Genomic DNA, 17,093 nt, shown 5'->3' on the forward strand with positions numbered 1-17,093 from the left:
TGCCCCGCAGGTGCCCTCATGAATACAAGATTTGTCGAAGCCTTTCTCTGGGCCGCACGCCTCGGCAGCTTTCGCGCGGCGAGCGACCGGCTCCACATCACGCAGGCCGCGGTGTCCAACCGCGTGGCCTCGCTGGAAGAAGACATCGGCGCGCGCCTCTTCGAACGCGACGCGCGCGAGCTGCGGCTCACGCCGGTAGGCGTGCGGCTCATGGACTACGGCGAGCGGCTCCTCGAGCTGCGCCGCGAGATCGTTTCGCTCGGCCGCCCGCGCGGCGACATCCTCGGGCTGGTGCGCATCGGCGCCATCGAAACCGTCGTGCACACCTGGCTGCTGGGCTTTCTGACCAACCTGCGCTCCACCTACCCGGGCATCGAGGTGCAGCTCACCTCCGAAACCACGCTCGCGCTGCACCGGGGCCTGCGCGAAGGGACGCTGGACATCGCGCTGCAGACCGACCACATCGCCGGCGCGGGCATCGTGAGCACGCCGTGCCTGCCGATGCCGATGGGCTGGGTGGGCCCGGTCGGCGCCGAGGGCACGCAGACCGTCGAACAGTTGCTGCGACAGCCCGTGCTCACCATGAGCCCCGGCTCGCAGCCGCACGAGGCGCTCAAGAACCTCTTTCGCGCAGCGGGCATTCCGCTTGGCAAGGTGCACTGCGTGAGTTCGATCTCAGCGCTCGCGCGCCTCGTGAAGGCGGGCTTCGGCAATGCGCTGGTGCCGCTGCCGCCCTGCTACGAATACGTGGCCATCGGCGACGTGCGGATCATCGAATGCGATGCGCTCATCTCGCCGCAGCGCATTGTGGTGAGCCACCTGGAAGCGGCCGACTCCGACGCGATCCGGCTCGTGGCCGAGCTGGCCTGCCGGGCCTCCGACCAGTTCACGACCTCGGCAATCGCACCAACCTGGAGCACGGCCTCAGAGGGTTAACCCTCAAATTGGCGCATTCCGGCCCCGAAAAGGGGCCAGTAATTCTTGTGGCTGTCGCCCAGAAAAACTCGTTTGTGACAGTCCGACCTCGCGACGGAAGATCGCGCCTTCATTTTTCGAAGGCCCGCCTCCTCTTCCGCCGCCATGAACACAGCACCTGACCTTTCCTCCTCCGCAGCGAACGCGAACGGCATGCTCTTCGTCGCGTCCGACGTGGAGCCGGCCGACGAGGCCGACTTCAACCGCTGGTACGACAGGGAGCATGTGGAAGAGCGCGTGCGCATCCCCGGCTTCCTCTCGGGCGCGCGTTATTTCTCGCTCGAAGGCGGGCGCAAGTACCTGGGGCTGTACCGCACCGAATCGCTGGCCGTGTTCGGCTCGCCGGGCTACCGCGCCGCGTTCGAGAAGCAGACGCCGTGGTCCCTCGCCAACCTCGACCGCATGCGCCAGCCAATCCGCCGCGTGTGCGCCGTGCGCGCGGTGACGGGCTTCGGCAGCGGCAGCCATGCGGTCGTGCTGCCACTCGCTGTGACTGGCGATGTCGAGGCGCTGGTCGCGCGCGCTGCCACGGCCGGCCGCCAACTCGCCGGGCAGGCAGGCTTCGTGCAGTCGTACCTGCTCGCACCCGACACCACGCTCAGCACGCCGCTGCCGCGCGAAGCCACCGAAGGCCGCGTGCTGCAGCCGATGCTGGTGATTGAAACCAGCAGCGTTGATGCAGCGCGCACCGCTCGCGCAACGGCAGCCGCTGCGCTCGATGCCGACCCCGCCACCGGCTGGCTGCTCGCACTCGGCTGGAAGCTGAGTGCAGCCGAGCTGAACTGATCACGTCACACCGCTTTTTCCATCTCTCCATTTGAACAAGGGCATCTCCATGACCGAACACGTTCTCAAGGCCCCGGCCACCGCCGCGGCACCGCCCAAGATGGGCCGGCTCGCGATGGCCAGCTCCATCGGCACCACGCTGGAGTGGTACGACTTCACCGTCTACAACATCATGGCCGCGCTGGTATTCAACGCGGTGTTCTTCCCGTCGTTCGATCCGCTCACCGGCACCATCCTCGCGTTCTCGACCTATGCGGTCGGCTACATCTCGCGGCCGCTCGGCGGCGTGGTGTTCGGGCACCTGGGCGACCGGCTCGGCCGGCGCTTCGTGCTGGTGGCCACGCTGGTCATCATGGGTGTCTCGACCGGCCTCATGGGGCTGCTGCCGACCTATGCGACCTGGGGCATCTGGGCACCGGTCGCACTGGTCGCGCTGCGCTTCGTGCAAGGCGTAGCGCTCGGCGGCGAATGGGCCGGCGCGGTGCTGTTGTCGATGGAACACGGCAAACCCGATGAACGCGGCCGCAACGCCTCGTTCACGCAGATCGGCCCGTCGTTCGGCACGCTGATCGGCACCGGCTTCATCGCCGCCGTGTCGGCCTGGCTGAGCCCGGAAGATTTCATGGCCTGGGGCTGGCGCATTCCCTTCATCTCCAGCGTGGCGCTGGTGCTGTTCGGCCTGTGGCTGCGCAGCGGCGTCGAAGAAACGCCGGTGTTCCTTGAGATGGAGCAGAAGAAGGCCACCGCCAAGACGCCCGTGAAGGAAGTGTTCACGCAGCACTGGCGCCGCCTGCTGGTGGCCGGCGGTTCGCGCATCGGCTCCGACGTTCTGTATGCGCTGGTGGTGGTGTTCACGCTGACCTACGTGACGACGGTGCTGCACCTGTCGCGGCCGCTCGCGCTCACGGCGACGATGATCGGCGCCGCCTGCAACGCGATCGCAGTGCCCTACTTCGGCAGCCTCTCGGACCGCATCGGCCGCAAGCCCGTGTACATCGCCGGCGCACTGCTCGGCATCGTCTGGGCCTTCGTGTTCTTCGTGCTGATGAACAGCGCACAGCCCATCGCGATCTGCGCGGCGGTGGTGGTCGGCCTGATCATCCACGCGATCATGTACGGCCCGCAGGCCGCCTTCGTGACCGAGCAGTTCCCGGGTCGCGTGCGCTATGCCGGCTCGTCGCTGGCCTACACGCTGGCCGGCATCCTGGGCGGCGGCTTCGCGCCGCTGATCATCGCCAGTCTCTACAAGTCGTGGGGCACCACGGTGGCCGTGTCGCTCTACGTGACGGTGGCTCTCTGCATCACGCTGGTCGCGCTCTTCATTGCCCGCGAAACCGCCAAGAAGCCCCTGGAAGCCTGAACCCCAACCGAGACCGACATGCATCTGCGTTTTGCCTGCGAAACCGTGAGCGCCGACGGCGCCCGCGCCATCGAACTGCGCTCCATCGAACCCACCGCGCTGGTGGTGGCCGGATGGACCGGCCGCGACGTCGCGGCCATCGAACACCACATCGAGGAGCTGGCCGCCATCGGCGTGCCGCGCCCTTCGAGCGTGCCGCTGTACTACCGGGTGGCCGCACAGCTGCTGACCCAGTCGCCCGCCATCGAGGCGCTGGGCGACCAGAGCTCCGGCGAGGCCGAGCCCGTGTTCTTCTTCTCGCAAGGCGAGTGGTGGCTGAGCGTGGCCTCGGACCACACCGACCGCCAGGTCGAGAGCTACTCGGTCGCCGTCTCCAAGCAGATGTGCGCCAAGCCCGTGGCCCAGGTGGCCTGGCGCTGGCGCGATGTGCAGGCGCACCAGGACGAGATCGAATTGCACTCGCGCATCCTCGAGGACGGCCGCTGGGTGGACTACCAGCGCGGCACGCTCGCATCGATCCGCCCGCTCGCCGCATTGCGCGACGGCATGCCGGGCGCGGATGCGGAGCCCGAGGGCCTCTTCATGACCTGCGGCACGCTCGGTGCGCTGCCGAATGCGAAGGGCGAAGGCATCCGCCCGGCCGCGCAGATGGAGATCGAATTGCGCGATCCGCGCCTGCAGCGGCGCATCGTGCATCGCTACGCGGTCAACGTACTGCCGGTGGTGGCGTGATGCGCGGCACCGGCAACCTCCCTATCGCCGCGCTGCGCGAACGCATCGCGCGCGGCGAGCTGACGCACGAAGCGCTGATCCGGCAGGTGCTCGAAGCGGCTGCGCTGCCTTCGGCGCAGCATGTGTTCACGAAGACCTACGCCGATGCCGCGCTGGCTGCGGCGCGTCATGCGGACGCGGCGCAGAAGGCCGGCGTGCAGCTCGGCGCACTCGCGGGCCTGCCGGTGTCGGTGAAGGACCTGTACGACGTCGCGGGCGAAACCACGATGGCCGGCTCCTCCGTCTGCGAAGACGAGCCGCCGGCCGCGCGCGATGCCGTGGCCGTGGCGCGGCTGCGCACGCAGGGCGCGGCCATCGTCGGCAAGACCAACATGACCGAGTTCGCGTTCTCGGGCGTCGGCATCAACCCGCACTACGGCACGCCGCGCAACCCGGCCGATGCGAACACACCGCGCATTCCGGGCGGCTCGTCTTCAGGCGCGGCCGTGTCGGTGGCGCTGGGCCTTGCGGTCGCGGGGCTGGGCTCGGACACGGGCGGTTCGATTCGCATCCCGGCCGCGCTCTGCGGACTCGTGGGTTTCAAGAGCACGCAATCGCGCGTGCCGCGCACGGGCGCCTTCGAGCTCGCGCGTTCGCTCGACACCGTCTGCGCGATGGCGCGCAGCGTCGAAGACTGCCTCATGGCCGATGCGGCCATTGCCGACGCGCCGCTCGTGGTGCGCCGGCTTCCGCTCCGGGGCCTGCGCCTCGCGGTGCCGCACACGCTGATGTTCGACGGCATCGAGCCCGCGGTCGCGCGCGCCTTCGAGCGTTCGGTGCAGGCGCTGTCGGCGGCGGGTGCGGAGGTGGTCGACATCACGCTCGCCGAACTCGCCGAGATCGCGTCGATCAACGCGCCCGGCGGCTTCTCGCCCATCGAAGCATCGGCTGTTCACCGCGAGCGCTTCGCTGCGAAGCGCGAGGGCTTCGATTCACGCGTGGCCGCCCGCATCGCGCTCGGCACCGAGGTGCGCGCCGCGGACTACATCGCCATGCAGGACCGCCGCCGCGACTGGATCGGCCGTGTCGAACACGCGCTCGAAGGCTTCGATGCGCTCATCTGCCCGACCGTGCCGATCGTCGCGCCGCCCATCGCATCGCTGGCCGAGGACGCAGCCTTCTTCCAGTCCAACGGCCTCTTGCTGCGCAACACCTTCGCGATCAACTTTCTCGACGGATGCGCGTTCAGCCTGCCGTGCCACGCGCCGGACGAACTGCCGGTGGGATTGATGCTCTCGTCGGTGCGCGGCGACGACGCGCGGCTCGCGGCCGTGGCACTGGCCGTGGAGCAAGCGCTGCGCTGAGGGCCTGGCCCCCCTCTCCCGTGCGCGGGAGAGGGTTGGGGTGAGGGAGCAGCTTGCGCTATCTTCAGCGCATGCCCCCGTCTCATCAGCCCCTCGTCGGTCCTCGCATCACCCTGCGGCCCCTCCAGGCCTCCGACGCCCCCGCCCTTGTGGCGGCCGCAGCCGACGGCGAACTCTGGAACCTGCCATTCACCGTCGTCCCCTCGGCCCAGACCATCGACGCCTACTTGCGCATCCCGCTCGAAGGTCAGGCAGCCGGCCATGTGATGGCGTACGTCACCGTGCTGCACGAGACCGACCAGGTCATCGGCTCGACCCGCTTCTGGAAGATCGACCGCCAGAATCGCAAGCTCGAGATCGGCAGCACCTGGATCTCGGCGTCGTGGCAGAAGAGCTTCGTCAACACCGAGGCCAAGTACCTGATGCTGCGCCACGCCTTCGAGGAAATGGCCTGCGTGCGTGTGCAGTTCACCACCGACGAGATCAACGCGAAATCGCGCGCGGCCATCCTGCGGCTCGGCGCGAAACAGGAAGGCATCGTGCGCCACGAGCGGATCATGCCGGACGGTCGCAAACGCAACTCGGTGCGCTTCAGCATCATCGATGAAGAGTGGCCGGCGGTGAAAGAACAACTGGAAGCAAGGCTTCGCGCATGACCCATTCCGTCGTCCCTACCGAAGAGCGCCACTTCGAGAGCCTGTACCAGGCGCTCGATGTCGTGGCGCGCGAAAAAAAGTACCTCGCCCAGACCCAGGCGCCGCCGTGGGAGAACTCGCTCGCCTTCTACCGCAGCGTGCTGGCCCAAGGCTTTCCGCATGTCGTCGCGGTCGATGCCGATGACAAGGTGGTGGGCTGGTGCGACGTGTCGCCGGTCTTCGGGCATTCGCGCGCACACATCGGCATCCTGGGCATCGCCCTGCTGCCCGAGGCGCGCGGCCGGGGCCTGGGCACGCAGCTGCTGCAGGCGGCCATCGACAGGTCGTGGGCGCGCGGGCTCACGCGCATCGAGCTCTCGGTGCGCGCGGACAACCTGAATGCCAAGGCGCTGTACGAGCGGCTGGGCTTCGAACAGGAGGGCTTTGCGCGGCGCGCCAGCCTGATCGACGGCATTTACCACGACGCCTTCACGATGGCGCTGCTTCGCTAACTGAAACATTCACTGCAATTTGGAGAGAGCGCCCATGTGCAGAAGCATCAAGACCCTCTACAACTTCGAGCCCCCCGCCACCGAGCAGGAGATACGCGCCGCCGCGCTGCAGTTCGTGCGCAAGCTCAGCGGTTTCAGCGTGCCGTCGAAGGCCAATGAAGAAGCTTTCGAGCGCGCGGTCGACGAGGTGGCCGCGACCGCGGCGCGCCTGATCGACTCGCTGGTCACCACCGCCGAGCCGAAAGACCGTGCCGTCGAGGCCGAGCGCGCCAAGGCCCGGTCGGCCGCCCGCTTCGGCACCGCACCGGCCTGAAAAGAAGAAGAAAAGCCCTCGCCGATGCCAGTTGGCACGGCCTTTGATATCGTGTTTGCCGGCTGCTCCCATCGACCCACGGAGCACCGAACAAGCACATGAAAAAGACCTACACCGGCGGCTGCCACTGTGACGCCGTGCGATTCGAAGCCGACATCGACCTGAGCCTGGGCACCCTGCGGTGCAACTGCGCGATCTGCACCCAGACGCGCTTCTGGCCCGCCATCGTCGCGCCCGACGCCTTCCGGCTGCTCGCGGGCGAATCCGAACTCACCGAACAGATGCTCGACACCAGCAACAGCCACTACATCGTGTGCAAGCGCTGCGGCGTGCGCGCCTTCGGCGTGGGCCATTCGCCGGACACCGGCGCCAGCGCCTACGGCGTGAACGTGACCTGCCTGGACGATGCGGACCTGGACGACCTGGCCAATTCGCCGATCAGCTACGTGGACGGCCACCGCGGCGCCTGGCATGTGGCGCGCACGGCCATCGGCAGCTGACGAAGCGCCCCGCTTTCACCAACCCGAACACCAACACCACCAGGAGACAACCTCATGCCCATCGAACTCTGGCTCGCCTTCGTCGCGGCCTCCGCCGTGCTCCTGATCATTCCGGGGCCGACCATCCTCACGGTGATCAGCTACTCGATGTCGCATGGCCGCCGCGCCAACGTGCCGCTCGTCGCCGCGGTGGCGCTGGGCGATTCGACCGCGCTGGTGGTGTCGCTGCTGGGGCTGGGCGCGCTGCTGGCGACTTCCGCGTTCTGGTTCACGGTGGTGAAGTGGGTGGGCGGGCTGTACCTGCTGTACCTGGGCATCCGGCTGATGCGCGCCGGGATCATGTCCACCGAAATGGCAGCGCCCGCGGCGCCGGCCTCGCGGTGGAAGCTCTTTGCCAACACCTATTTGGTGACAGCGCTGAACCCCAAGGGCATCGTGTTCTTCGTGGCGTTCCTGCCGCAGTTCATCAGCCCGGCCGCCGACGTGACGCGGCAGATGTGGGTGCTGGCCGTGACTTTCGTGGCGATGGCGGCGCTGAACGCGACGCTGTATGCGGTGTTCGCGGGCTCGGCGCGCAAGCTGCTTTCGTCGCCGCGCGCGCAGCGGCGCTTCAATCTCACGGGGGGTTCGCTGCTGAGTGCAGCGGGCATCTGGGCGCTGATGGCGCGCCGGCCGGGATAAGGCGAGCCGCGCAAGACTCAAGAGAAAGGCCGCGAAGCGCAGTGCTTCGCGGCCTTTTTTTCTTTAGCGGTTCGGGTTGTTGGGCGCCCGGTCGTAGCGGTTCGGAACACCGTCGCCATCGCGGTCGCGGTCATACCGGTTCGGCACGCCGTCGCGATCGCGGTCGCGCTGGGCGCGCGGCGGGGGGTTGTTGTCGTACGGTGCGACCACGCAGCCCGCCAGGGCGGCCGATGCGGCCAGCACGATCGTCAGTGTCTTCATCATCATGATGCGTTCTCCTTGGAGTGGTTATGAAACCGCGCTCGCCTCCAGCGAGCCGGTAGGGCATTGAAGGCCACGCCGGTACGCGTTGGGTTTCTCCATTGAAGCCTTCGCGTGAAGTTCGTTACCGGATGTGGAATCTGCTGTGAACTTTGGGTCGAAGTCGTCGTGCCGGCAAGGCGGCAAGCCACCCGTTGCCGAGTAGGCGGGGTTCCCGTGGTGCATCGCAGAGAATGCGGGCACCCGTCCTGAACCACCCCTCTTGCCTTCGATGCAGTTGCTTGCGCTTTCCATTCACAGGGCCTTGGCCGTGGCCCTGCTGTCCGCGGCCTGTGCGCACCCGGCCTGGGCACTCGTCAGCTTCGAGGACGTGAAGCGCGATTTCCGCTCCTCCGACACCGCCGTGCTCGACCGCAACGGCGAGCTGCTGCAGCGCGTGCGCACCGACGCCACCGTGCGGCGCGGCCAGTGGATCGCGCTGGCGGACGTGTCGCCGGCCTTGCGCACGGCCATGGTGCTGAGCGAAGACAGACGCTTCTACGAACACAGCGGCATCGACTGGCGCGCGGTGTCGTCCGCCGCCTGGAGCAATCTCTGGAACACGCGCACCCGCGGCGCATCGACCATCACGATGCAGCTCTCGGGCCTGCTAGACGACGACCTGCGCCGCGCTTCCGGCGGTCGCAGCTTCACGCAGAAGATAGGCCAGACCGTCGCCGCCACGCAGCTGGAGCGGAATTGGCGCAAGGACCAGATCCTGGAGGCGTACCTCAACGCCGTGCCCTTCCGCGGCGAGATCGTGGGCATCGACGCGCTCTCGCGCACCCTCTTCAGCAAGGCACCCAGCGGCCTCGATGCGCGCGAGGCCGCTGTGGCTGCCGCACTGGTGCGCGCGCCCAATGCCAAGCCCGCGCTCGTCGCGCAGCGCGCCTGCGAGGTGCTGCGTGCGATGGAGCCCGGGCAGAAGGTCGATTGCGATGCGATCGACATGTTCACCAGCGCGGCGGTTCAGCGGCGCGCCTTCGATGCGAACGAAGGCATTGCGCCGCATGCCGCGCGCCGCGTGCTGCGCGAGCTGCGGGATGTGGCAGCTACCAATCCGGCCGCTCCGCAGAAAGGGAAAGACACGAGCGTTCGCACCACCTTGCGCGCGCCGTTGCAGCGCTTTGCGCTCGACTCCTTGCAGCGCCACCTGCGCGAGCTGCGCGACCGGCACGTGGAAGACGGCGCGCTGGTCGTGCTCGACAACGCGAGCGGCGAAGTGCTCGCATGGGTCGGCTCCTCCGGCCCCTTGAGCCAGGCGGCCGAGGTCGATGGCGTGACCGCGCTGCGCCAGCCGGGCTCCACGCTCAAGCCGCTGCTCTACGGCCAGGCGATTGCCGAGAAGCGGATCACCGCGGCCTCGCTGATCGAAGATTCGTCAGCGCAGATCAGCACCGCGAGCGGCCTCTACATTCCGCAGAACTACGACCGGCAGTTCAAGGGCCCCGTCTCCGCGCGCACCGCGTTGGCCGCATCGCTCAACGTGCCGGCGGTGCGCACGCTGGTGATGGTGTCGCCCGAATCCTTCGCACGCAGCCTGCGCGCGGCCGGCCTGCCGCTGCGCGAGAGCGGCGACTACTACGGCTACAGCCTCGCACTCGGCAGCGCCGAGGTGTCGCTGCTGTCGCTCGCCAACGCCTACCGCATGGTGGCCAACGGCGGCCGCTACGGCACGACGACCCTGACCGTGCGGTCGCCGGCATCCGCCGCCGACAAGGCGAAGGCCGCCGCCGCCCCGCCGCTGCTCGATCCGCGTGCCGCCTTCATCGTCGGCGACATCCTCTCCGACCCGAACGCGCGCACGCGCACCTTCGGCCTGGACAGCATCCTCTCCACCCGCTTCTGGACCGCGGTGAAGACCGGCACCAGCAAGGACATGCGCGACAACTGGGCCGTGGGCTGGTCGCAGCGCTACACAGTCGGCGTGTGGGTGGGCAACGCGAGCGGCGCGTCGATGTGGGACGTGAGCGGCACCAGCGGCGCCGCGCCCGTGTGGGCCGAGGTGATGCGCTTCCTGCACGCGCGCGAGCCGAGCCGCGCGCCTGCGCCGCCTGCCGGCCTCGTCGAGGCGCGCGTAGAGTTCGGCCCCGCCGCCGACGGCAACGCCATCGAGGCGGCACGCAGCGAGTGGTTCCTGCAAGGCACCGAGCAGCCGCTCTTCGCGCTCGACACCGGCATGGCGACCGACGCCTTCGCCGCGCGCATCACCGCGCCCTCGGACGGCACCATCATCGCGCTCGACCCCGACATTCCGCCGCTGCGCCAGCGCGTGCGCTTCGAGTCCGAGGGCCGAGGCGTGCAATGGCGCATCGACGGCAAGCCCTTTGCGCGCGGCAACAGCGCGCAGTGGCTGCCCTGGCCCGGGCGCCATGTGATCGAACTGGTCGATGCTTCCGGCAAGGTGGTCGACCAGCGCAGGCTCGAAGTGCGCGGCGCGGGCGTGGTGACGAAGAGCGCGCGCCGATAAGCATGCACTGCGCCACGACAACAACAACCATCGCAACTGGAGGACCGATTCCGATGCAGTGTCGCAAGGGGCAGAAGACAGCCTGGCCATGGCTGCAGTTGTGGATGGGGCTTTTGTTCATCGCCATGCTCGCCTGGCATGGCGGCGCTGAGGCCAAGCCGGTCCCCGTGCCCGCCATGGACTCGCGCGTGGTGGACCTTACGAAAACGCTGGGCGCGCGCGAAGCCGATGCGCTTCGCAGCGACATCCGCGGCCTCGAGCAGAACACGCAGGCCCAGCTCGCGGTGCTGATCGTGCCGACCACGGGCGAGGACTCCATCGAGCACTACGCCACCCGCGTCTTCGCGGAATGGCAGCTCGGCCGCGAGGGCGAAGACGACGGCGTGCTGCTGCTGGTGGCACTGAAAGACCGCAGGATGCGCATCGAAGTCGGCACGGGCCTGGAAGGCCGGATCACCGACATCCAGGCCGCCCGCATCATCGACCAGCAGATGAAGCCGCGCTTTCGCGAGAACGATTACGCCGGTGGCATCCAGGCGGCCGTGCAGTCGCTGTCGGCGCTGATCGAAGCGCCCGTGGCGACGCAGCCGATCGAATCCGAAGCGTCCGCGCCTGAGGAAAAGAAGCCACATCCGCTCACGGCGTTCCTGCAGCCTCTCGAAGGCATGCAGATGAACTGGGCCGTGCTCGGCGCGATGCTCTGGACGCTGGCCGTCGGCATCTGGTACGGACGCACCGCGCCCACCACCGGCTCCGGACCGCGTGTGGTGGTGCGCGGCACGGGCAAGCGCGGCCGCAAGGTGCGCCGAACCGCCGAGCGCGAAGCCGCCGTGGGCTCAGCGCTGTGGGCCGACCTGCAGACGCAGGAGACGCCGGCCCGCAAGCGGCCGGGCCGGCTCACGGTGCTGGGGCTGGTCGTCGCCGGCCAGGCGGCCGCGGCGCTGGCGGTGATGAACCTCGCGCTGCCGCTCTTTCTCCTCACGCCCGCTGGCCTGGTGTACGGCGTCGGCTATCTGTCGGGCCGGTTCAAGGGCGCACGCCGGTTCTTCATCGGCTTGGCGGTGGTGATCGCGGGCCTTGTCGCCCTCGGCGTCTACCTCGGCCCGGACCGCTTCTTCTGGGGCCTGCTCTGGATCATGTGCGGCGGCGTCGCGCTGCTGTTCACGACCCTCATCGTCATCGGCAACCGGAAGAGCTGGCAGCGCAGCCAGCTGGGCTTCTTCATCCGGTGGGTCATCGTGCTCGGCATCCTCGGCTTCATGCTGATGGAGACGAATCCGGGCCCGGTGCCCGACGAGAGCTGGATCCCCGCCGCGCTGGCGACCTTTCTTGCGCTGCTGTTCGCATTCCTGCCGTTCGAGGGCGGTGGCGGTGGGCGTGACGACAACGACGGCAGCGACAGCGGGTGGAGCAGCGGCAGTTCTTCGAGCAGCAGCAGCTCGTCGGACAGTTCGTCTTCTTCCTCCGACAGCGGCGGGGGTGGTTCGAGCAGTGGCGGCGGGGCCTCCGGTAGCTGGTAGGCAGGTGCGGCAGCGTCAGGCGCAGGCCGGCGGTATCGATGCGGACGGCGGCGCTGCAACGCGCCGGATCACCACAGCCGGTGGTGCGGGTGGTGCGGGTCGTTGCAGCCTGGCCAGTGCATGCACGAGTTGCCAGAGTTGCATGCCGTTGGAACCCTTGAGGAGCAGCAGATCGCCCTCTTCGATGGCGTCGAACAGCACGCGCTGAAGATCGGCGAGGGTTTCGGGCGCATGCACGCGCGATGTCTTCGGCAAGGCCGCCGCGAGCCGGCCGCTCAGTTCGCGCATGTGCGGCCCCCGCAGGAAAACCAGCGCAGGCTCGCATTGCACGATGTGCGCGACAAGCTCCTCGTGATAGCGGGCTGCATCGCTGCCCAGTTCCAGCATGTCGCCGAGCACGAGCACCTTGCGGCCGTTGGCGCAAGGCTCCGAAGCCATCATCGCCAAGGCCATCGCCATCGACAGCGGATTCGCGTTGTAGGTCTCGTCGATGAGCCGGAAGCGCCGCTCTTCGAGCGAGAGTTCCAGGAGCTGACCACGCCCGGCCACCGCGGCGAACGATGCGAGTTGCGTCGGAACCTTCGCCTCGTCCAGCGCCAGGGCACGCGCCACCGCGAAGCACGCAAGGCTGTTGATGGCCATGTGCCGCCCCTTCGCGCCCAGCCCATACGAGAAGGTCTGGCCGCGGTGGCTGGCCGTGACCTTGCCGGACTCCGGGTCGTGCGCTTCGAGCCGGATGTCCGCGAAAGCCGCCTCTCCGTAGGTGAGCACCACGAGCCGCCGCGCCTGTGCGCGCCTGAGCAGGTAGTCAAAGTGATCGGTGTCGGTGCACAGCAAGGCGATGCCGCCGGGCCGCATGCCCTCGAAGATGTTCGCCTTGCGCCGCGCAATGTCGAGCACTGTCTGGCCCTCGCCCAGGTGCGACGGCGCGATGTTCGTGACGATGGCAAGGTCGGGCTGCACCAGCTTGATGTTCTGGAAGTCCGGCGCGTTGATGCCGCTCACCGCGGTCTCCAGCACGACGAGGTCGGTGTCGGCCGAGACGTTGGCCAGCATGGCGAGCATGCCCACGCGTGAGTTGTAGTTCTCCATGGTGGAGAAAACGCGGTGCGACGCTGCAAACGCATGCGCCAGCATCCTGCACACGGAGGTCTTGCCAGCGCTGCCGGTAATGGCGACCACGCGGCCCCGCAGGCGCTGCCGTGCGGTCGCGCCCAGTTCGATCAGCGCATGGATCGGATCGGCAACCTGCAGCACCGGGAAGTCCGGCTCGAGCCCCTCGATGGGCTCGGACACCACGGCACCGGCAAGCCGAGGCTGGAACCGCGCGACGTGCTTGGACCAGTCCCACCGGAGCCGCTCCGGCGCCACCGGATAGCGCTCGTGCATTGCGCGCACCGGTTCGCCGGATACCACGAACAGCGACGGCCCCGGCAGCAGGTCCAGAAAGGTTTCGCTGCGCGGTACGGAGCGCACGAACCATCCGAGCGGCGGCTCGACCAGCCAGGTGCCACCGGTCGCGGCGGCCACCTGTGCAGCATTCCATGTCTGTCCGGGCACGTCGGGCAGATCAGGCGGCAACAAGTCCGGCGGCGTTGCGCGGTACTGCGGCGGCGGCGGATAGGTATGCACCGGTTGCTGCGTGGCTTTGCCTTTGCGCACTGCGAACGAAATCGGCGCCGCCACCGGCACGCGACGGGAACGTCCCGCAGCGCCAACGATGCCGATCACCAGCTGCAGTTGCGCGTCATGCAGCGTCTTCCCTGCCGGCGGACGCAGCCCGTAGTAATCGCGATAGATCACCCCGGGCTGCCAGCGGCTGGTGGGCCACATCCAGTCGCAGGGGTCGTGGTCCATGGCAGCGCCCCACGACGGCATCGTGGCCGGCGCGACGGGCACGGCGCGGATGTCGAGGCGCCAGTCGCTGTCGATGGGTTCGTCGGCCTGCCAGAAGGTTTCGACGAAGAGCAGCTGGCGCCCTTCGATGGCCTTCGGCGTGGCCTGCACGCCGAGCAGGCGGAGCGGCCCGAACGACAGGGGCGAGGCGAGCTTCGCTTCGGGCGGCACGGCGTCCACGCACCATTCCTCCCGCGGTGCGGCCACGGGCTGGATCGCCTCCGGTCGAATTGCCGTCGGCGGCAAAGCCGGCAGCGCCTGGTGCGCCCGCGGCGGCGGCTGAAGCTCGAGCACGCACTGGCCTGTAGGCGCCATCGTGAAGGCCGTCGAGCCGAGGTCTGCGCATTTCTGCAGGAAGCGGCCCGCCGAGGCTGTGGCGCGTTCGCCTTCCAGTTGCACCGTCTGGCCGAAACCCGTGCCGATGGGCGTGAACATCACGCGCCGCACGCCGTCCTCGGTGAGCTGCAGCGAGAACACGCCGCCCTCGTCGTCGTCGCGCCGAATGGCGTCGAACAGGAAGTCGCCGGCGTCGTGGACGATGGGGCGGCCCTGGTGGATCTCGACACCCTGCAGCATGTGAGCCGATGCCCCCAGCACCGCGTCGGCACCGGCTTCGATGATGGCGTGCCCCACGGCGATTTCTTCGCCGCCGGGCGCGGGCTCCTGGTTCCTTCCCCAATGCACGGCCACCAGCACCACGTGCGCCTGTGCGCGCACGGCAGCGATGCGGGGTGCGAGGCATTCGAGCCATGCGGACGGCGCGGACAACGGCAGGTACGCACTGCCGCCAGTGGTCTGGCTGGCCGCAAAACGCGGCTGGGTCGCATCGATGACGAACAGCGCCACGTTGAGCATGCCCACGCGGCGCAGCACCGGCTTCAGTGCGGCTTCAAGCGTCGCGCCGGTGCCGGCGTGGCCGATGCCCGCGGCATCCAGCAAGCGCGCCTGCTCCAGGAGCGCCTGGACGCCGTAGTCGCCGCTGTGGTTGTTGGCAGTGGCGACCACCTCGATGTTCGCTTCGGTCAGGACGCGCAGCATCTCGGGCCGTGCGCGGTAGTAGTAAGGCGTGGCCTCGTCTTTCTCCACGCCCTGCGCGCCGAGCGTGGAGACCACGCATTCGAGATTGACGATGCGCAGGTCCGCCTCGGCCAGCACCGGCACGCCGCCGAGCACCGAGGCCAGGCCCAACTCCTGCGTGCGGTAGTGCTGCCGGCGACCGAGATTGACGTCGCCGCCCCAGGCCACCACGGGGCCATCGGCAGGTGGCAGCAGCGAGGTGGTGGCATCCCCTTGCAGCAATTTCAGGTACGCCACATACCCCGAGAGGTAGTGCTCCACATCGTCGATGCGCACCCGAAAGCTGTGGTGCTTGATGAAGAACGAGCCCGTGATGCGGTCCGGGTTGCGGAAGAACATCGCCAGCTCGGGCCAGAAATGGCCATTGGCGAGATACCGCGCGCGGTGCTCCAGCGCCTTGTCGAACTTCTCGCGGTCGAAGCCGTCGAGCAGCGGGCGCAGCGCCGGATCGGCGTCGATGCGCAGCACCATCTCGCGCGCCGCCATCATCAGTTCCAGCAGCGTCGGGAAGGTGGTGATGCGCTCCAGCACGAAGTCCAGGTACCCTGCCACGTTCTGCAGGCCGAACTGGTAGTAGCGCGTCTCGGGCCGGTAGCGCGTGAGCTCGTTGACGCAGTAGCTCAGCCAGTGGTCGTGCGCCTGCCAGTGCTTGGCGGCGATGAAATGGTCAAAAGCTTTTTCGACCACCGCGAGCCAGCGCTCGTCGCGCGTGAGCCCGTAGAGGCGCATCAGCCCGAAGGCGGCCTCGCCGTCGTAATAAATGACGCGGAACGCATCCTTGATGTCGAGCTTGGGAAAATTGAGCACGTGCACGAAGCGCCCGCTCTTCTGGTCCTGCATGGCGCGGATGCCGAGAGCCAACTGCTCCATCAGCGTCATGTACTGCCGGTCGCCGGTGAGCTCGGTGTACTTCACCAGCGCAAGCAGGCACACCGCGTTGCCGCCGAGCTTGACCTCGTTGCCCACGTCCACCAGCAGTGCCGCCTGCGCGCCGTCGGGCAGCGGCACCTGCCGGATCAGCTTCTGCGTGAGGATGCCCAGCGAGCGGTCGATGGCCGCCTTCTGCGTGGCGCTGCGCGTGAGCTCCCAGGCTTCGAGCATCGCGTAGGTGGTGCTGGCGTGGCGCAGGGTGTTGTAGGTGGGAATGGCGCGGTCGAAGCAGGGAAACCAGCCGTAGTGGAATTCGCCGGTGGGCTTGACCTGTTCGGCGAGGTAGTCGCTCGCCGAATCGATCAGGGCGCGCACCTGCCGCGCGTTCCAGTCGTCCAGCCGGCGAAAGCCCGCCGCCTGGCCTTCGGCGGTGATCGGCCAGGCGCCTGCGGCATCGACGTAGACCGCGCGGGTGGTGAAGCACCAGACGGGCGCGGTGTCGTCCGAGGGAAAGTCGATCTCCGCGCCGAAGCGGCGCTTGGCGTACAGGCGCAGGTTCGCGAGGTTGGGCAGTGCGTGCTCGACCTCGCCGCTGTAGAGCACTGCCGCGCCCTGCATCTCCTGGGCGAGCAATGCGTGCTTGAAGTGCGCGTCGAAGGCGATGCCGAGGTTGAAGTAGTTGCGCTTGGTTTGCGCCAGCTTCGCCTTCAACTCGCCCCAGCTCAGGGCCGTGACGGTATCGACGATTTCCACGCGCAGGCACTTGGGCGGCAGCGTCGCGCGCTTGGCACGGGCCTGCAGCGCAACGGCGCCTTGTTGCCACGCGATGTCGATGCTGGGTCCACGCGCCGCGATCACCGTCGCGCGACTCGCACCGTCGCCCAGCGCAAAGAAGATGACGTGCCCGGCCTCGATGGGCTGAGGCGAGGCATTTTCCGGCGGCTCCTTCCACTCCTTCGACAGGGCGTTGCGGGCGCTCGCCAGGAGCGAGTCGATGTTCAAACCTGGGGGCATGGCATCCAATGCGGCAGCCGCACTTGCCACCGGCAACTGCATGCGGTCACTCGCGTTCCTTCTGAAAGATCCTCTCGCCGGCTCTGTGTCCAGCGAGCTCCAAACCAAC

At 68.3% G+C, this 17,093-nt stretch carries 14 protein-coding genes; 12 read left to right on the top strand and 2 right to left on the bottom strand.

Features of this window, described 5'->3' with window-relative positions:
* Window positions 1-18: 18 nt before the first annotated feature.
* The 10 genes from QFZ83_RS21175 (at window position 19) to QFZ83_RS21220 (ending at window position 7,837) form a co-directional block, all read left to right on the top strand.
* Window positions 19-936 (top strand): LysR family transcriptional regulator, encoded by a 918-nt coding sequence (locus QFZ83_RS21175; protein WP_306879868.1) that lies wholly within the window; start codon window positions 19-21, stop codon window positions 934-936.
* A gap of 144 nt (window positions 937-1,080) precedes the next feature.
* Window positions 1,081-1,761 carry a DUF4286 family protein gene (locus tag QFZ83_RS21180; protein WP_306879870.1) on the top strand — a complete coding sequence of 227 codons (681 nt, stop codon included), beginning with the start codon at window positions 1,081-1,083 and terminating at the stop codon, window positions 1,759-1,761.
* A 49-nt stretch (window positions 1,762-1,810) separates the two neighbouring features.
* Window positions 1,811-3,121 carry an MFS transporter gene (locus QFZ83_RS21185; RefSeq protein ID WP_306879872.1) on the top strand — a complete coding sequence of 437 codons (1,311 nt, stop codon included), beginning with the start codon at window positions 1,811-1,813 and terminating at the stop codon, window positions 3,119-3,121.
* An 18-nt stretch (window positions 3,122-3,139) separates the two neighbouring features.
* On the top strand, window positions 3,140-3,853 hold the full coding sequence (locus QFZ83_RS21190; RefSeq protein ID WP_306879874.1) for a DUF2848 domain-containing protein: 714 nt from the start codon (window positions 3,140-3,142) through the stop codon (window positions 3,851-3,853).
* Window positions 3,853-5,196, top strand: a complete 1,344-nt coding sequence (locus QFZ83_RS21195; protein WP_307509758.1) for an amidase — start codon at window positions 3,853-3,855, stop codon at window positions 5,194-5,196. The genes QFZ83_RS21190 and QFZ83_RS21195 overlap by 1 nt, the downstream gene beginning before the upstream one ends.
* 71 nt (window positions 5,197-5,267) lie before the next feature.
* Window positions 5,268-5,852 (top strand): GNAT family N-acetyltransferase, encoded by a 585-nt coding sequence (locus tag QFZ83_RS21200; protein ID WP_307509760.1) that lies wholly within the window; start codon window positions 5,268-5,270, stop codon window positions 5,850-5,852.
* Entirely contained in the window at window positions 5,849-6,343 is a 495-nt protein-coding gene (locus QFZ83_RS21205; protein WP_307509763.1) for a GNAT family N-acetyltransferase, read from the top strand. Before QFZ83_RS21200 ends, QFZ83_RS21205 begins: the two co-directional genes overlap by 4 nt.
* 34 nt (window positions 6,344-6,377) lie before the next feature.
* The gene (locus QFZ83_RS21210) at window positions 6,378-6,656 is read left to right on the top strand and encodes a DUF2277 domain-containing protein (protein WP_013539925.1); all 279 of its coding nucleotides are present in this window, start codon (window positions 6,378-6,380) and stop codon (window positions 6,654-6,656) included.
* Between the two features lie 98 nt (window positions 6,657-6,754).
* Window positions 6,755-7,156, top strand: coding sequence for a GFA family protein (locus QFZ83_RS21215; protein WP_013539924.1), 402 nt, complete (start codon window positions 6,755-6,757; stop codon window positions 7,154-7,156).
* Window positions 7,157-7,210: 54 nt separating this feature from the next.
* Window positions 7,211-7,837, top strand: coding sequence for a LysE family translocator (locus QFZ83_RS21220; protein ID WP_307509767.1), 627 nt, complete (start codon window positions 7,211-7,213; stop codon window positions 7,835-7,837).
* A gap of 63 nt (window positions 7,838-7,900) precedes the next feature.
* Here the strand turns inward: QFZ83_RS21220 and QFZ83_RS21225 are convergent, their stop codons facing one another.
* Complete coding sequence (locus QFZ83_RS21225) at window positions 7,901-8,104, bottom strand: thrombospondin type 3 repeat-containing protein (RefSeq protein WP_373424167.1); 204 nt, start codon at window positions 8,102-8,104, stop codon at window positions 7,901-7,903.
* A gap of 265 nt (window positions 8,105-8,369) precedes the next feature.
* Here QFZ83_RS21225 and pbpC point away from each other — a divergent pair, with 265 nt between their 5' ends.
* The gene (gene pbpC, locus QFZ83_RS21230; protein WP_307509769.1) at window positions 8,370-10,607 is read left to right on the top strand and encodes a penicillin-binding protein 1C; all 2,238 of its coding nucleotides are present in this window, start codon (window positions 8,370-8,372) and stop codon (window positions 10,605-10,607) included.
* A gap of 53 nt (window positions 10,608-10,660) precedes the next feature.
* Complete coding sequence (locus QFZ83_RS21235) at window positions 10,661-12,127, top strand: YgcG family protein (protein WP_307509771.1); 1,467 nt, start codon at window positions 10,661-10,663, stop codon at window positions 12,125-12,127.
* Between the two features lie 15 nt (window positions 12,128-12,142).
* Here the strand turns inward: QFZ83_RS21235 and QFZ83_RS21240 are convergent, their stop codons facing one another.
* Complete coding sequence (locus tag QFZ83_RS21240; RefSeq protein WP_307509773.1) at window positions 12,143-16,984, bottom strand: CapA family protein; 4,842 nt, start codon at window positions 16,982-16,984, stop codon at window positions 12,143-12,145.
* Window positions 16,985-17,093: the final 109 nt, after the last annotated feature.

Origin of the sequence: Variovorax sp. W1I1 (genome assembly GCF_030815625.1) — a bacterium.
GTDB lineage: Bacteria > Pseudomonadota > Gammaproteobacteria > Burkholderiales > Burkholderiaceae_C > Variovorax > Variovorax paradoxus_C.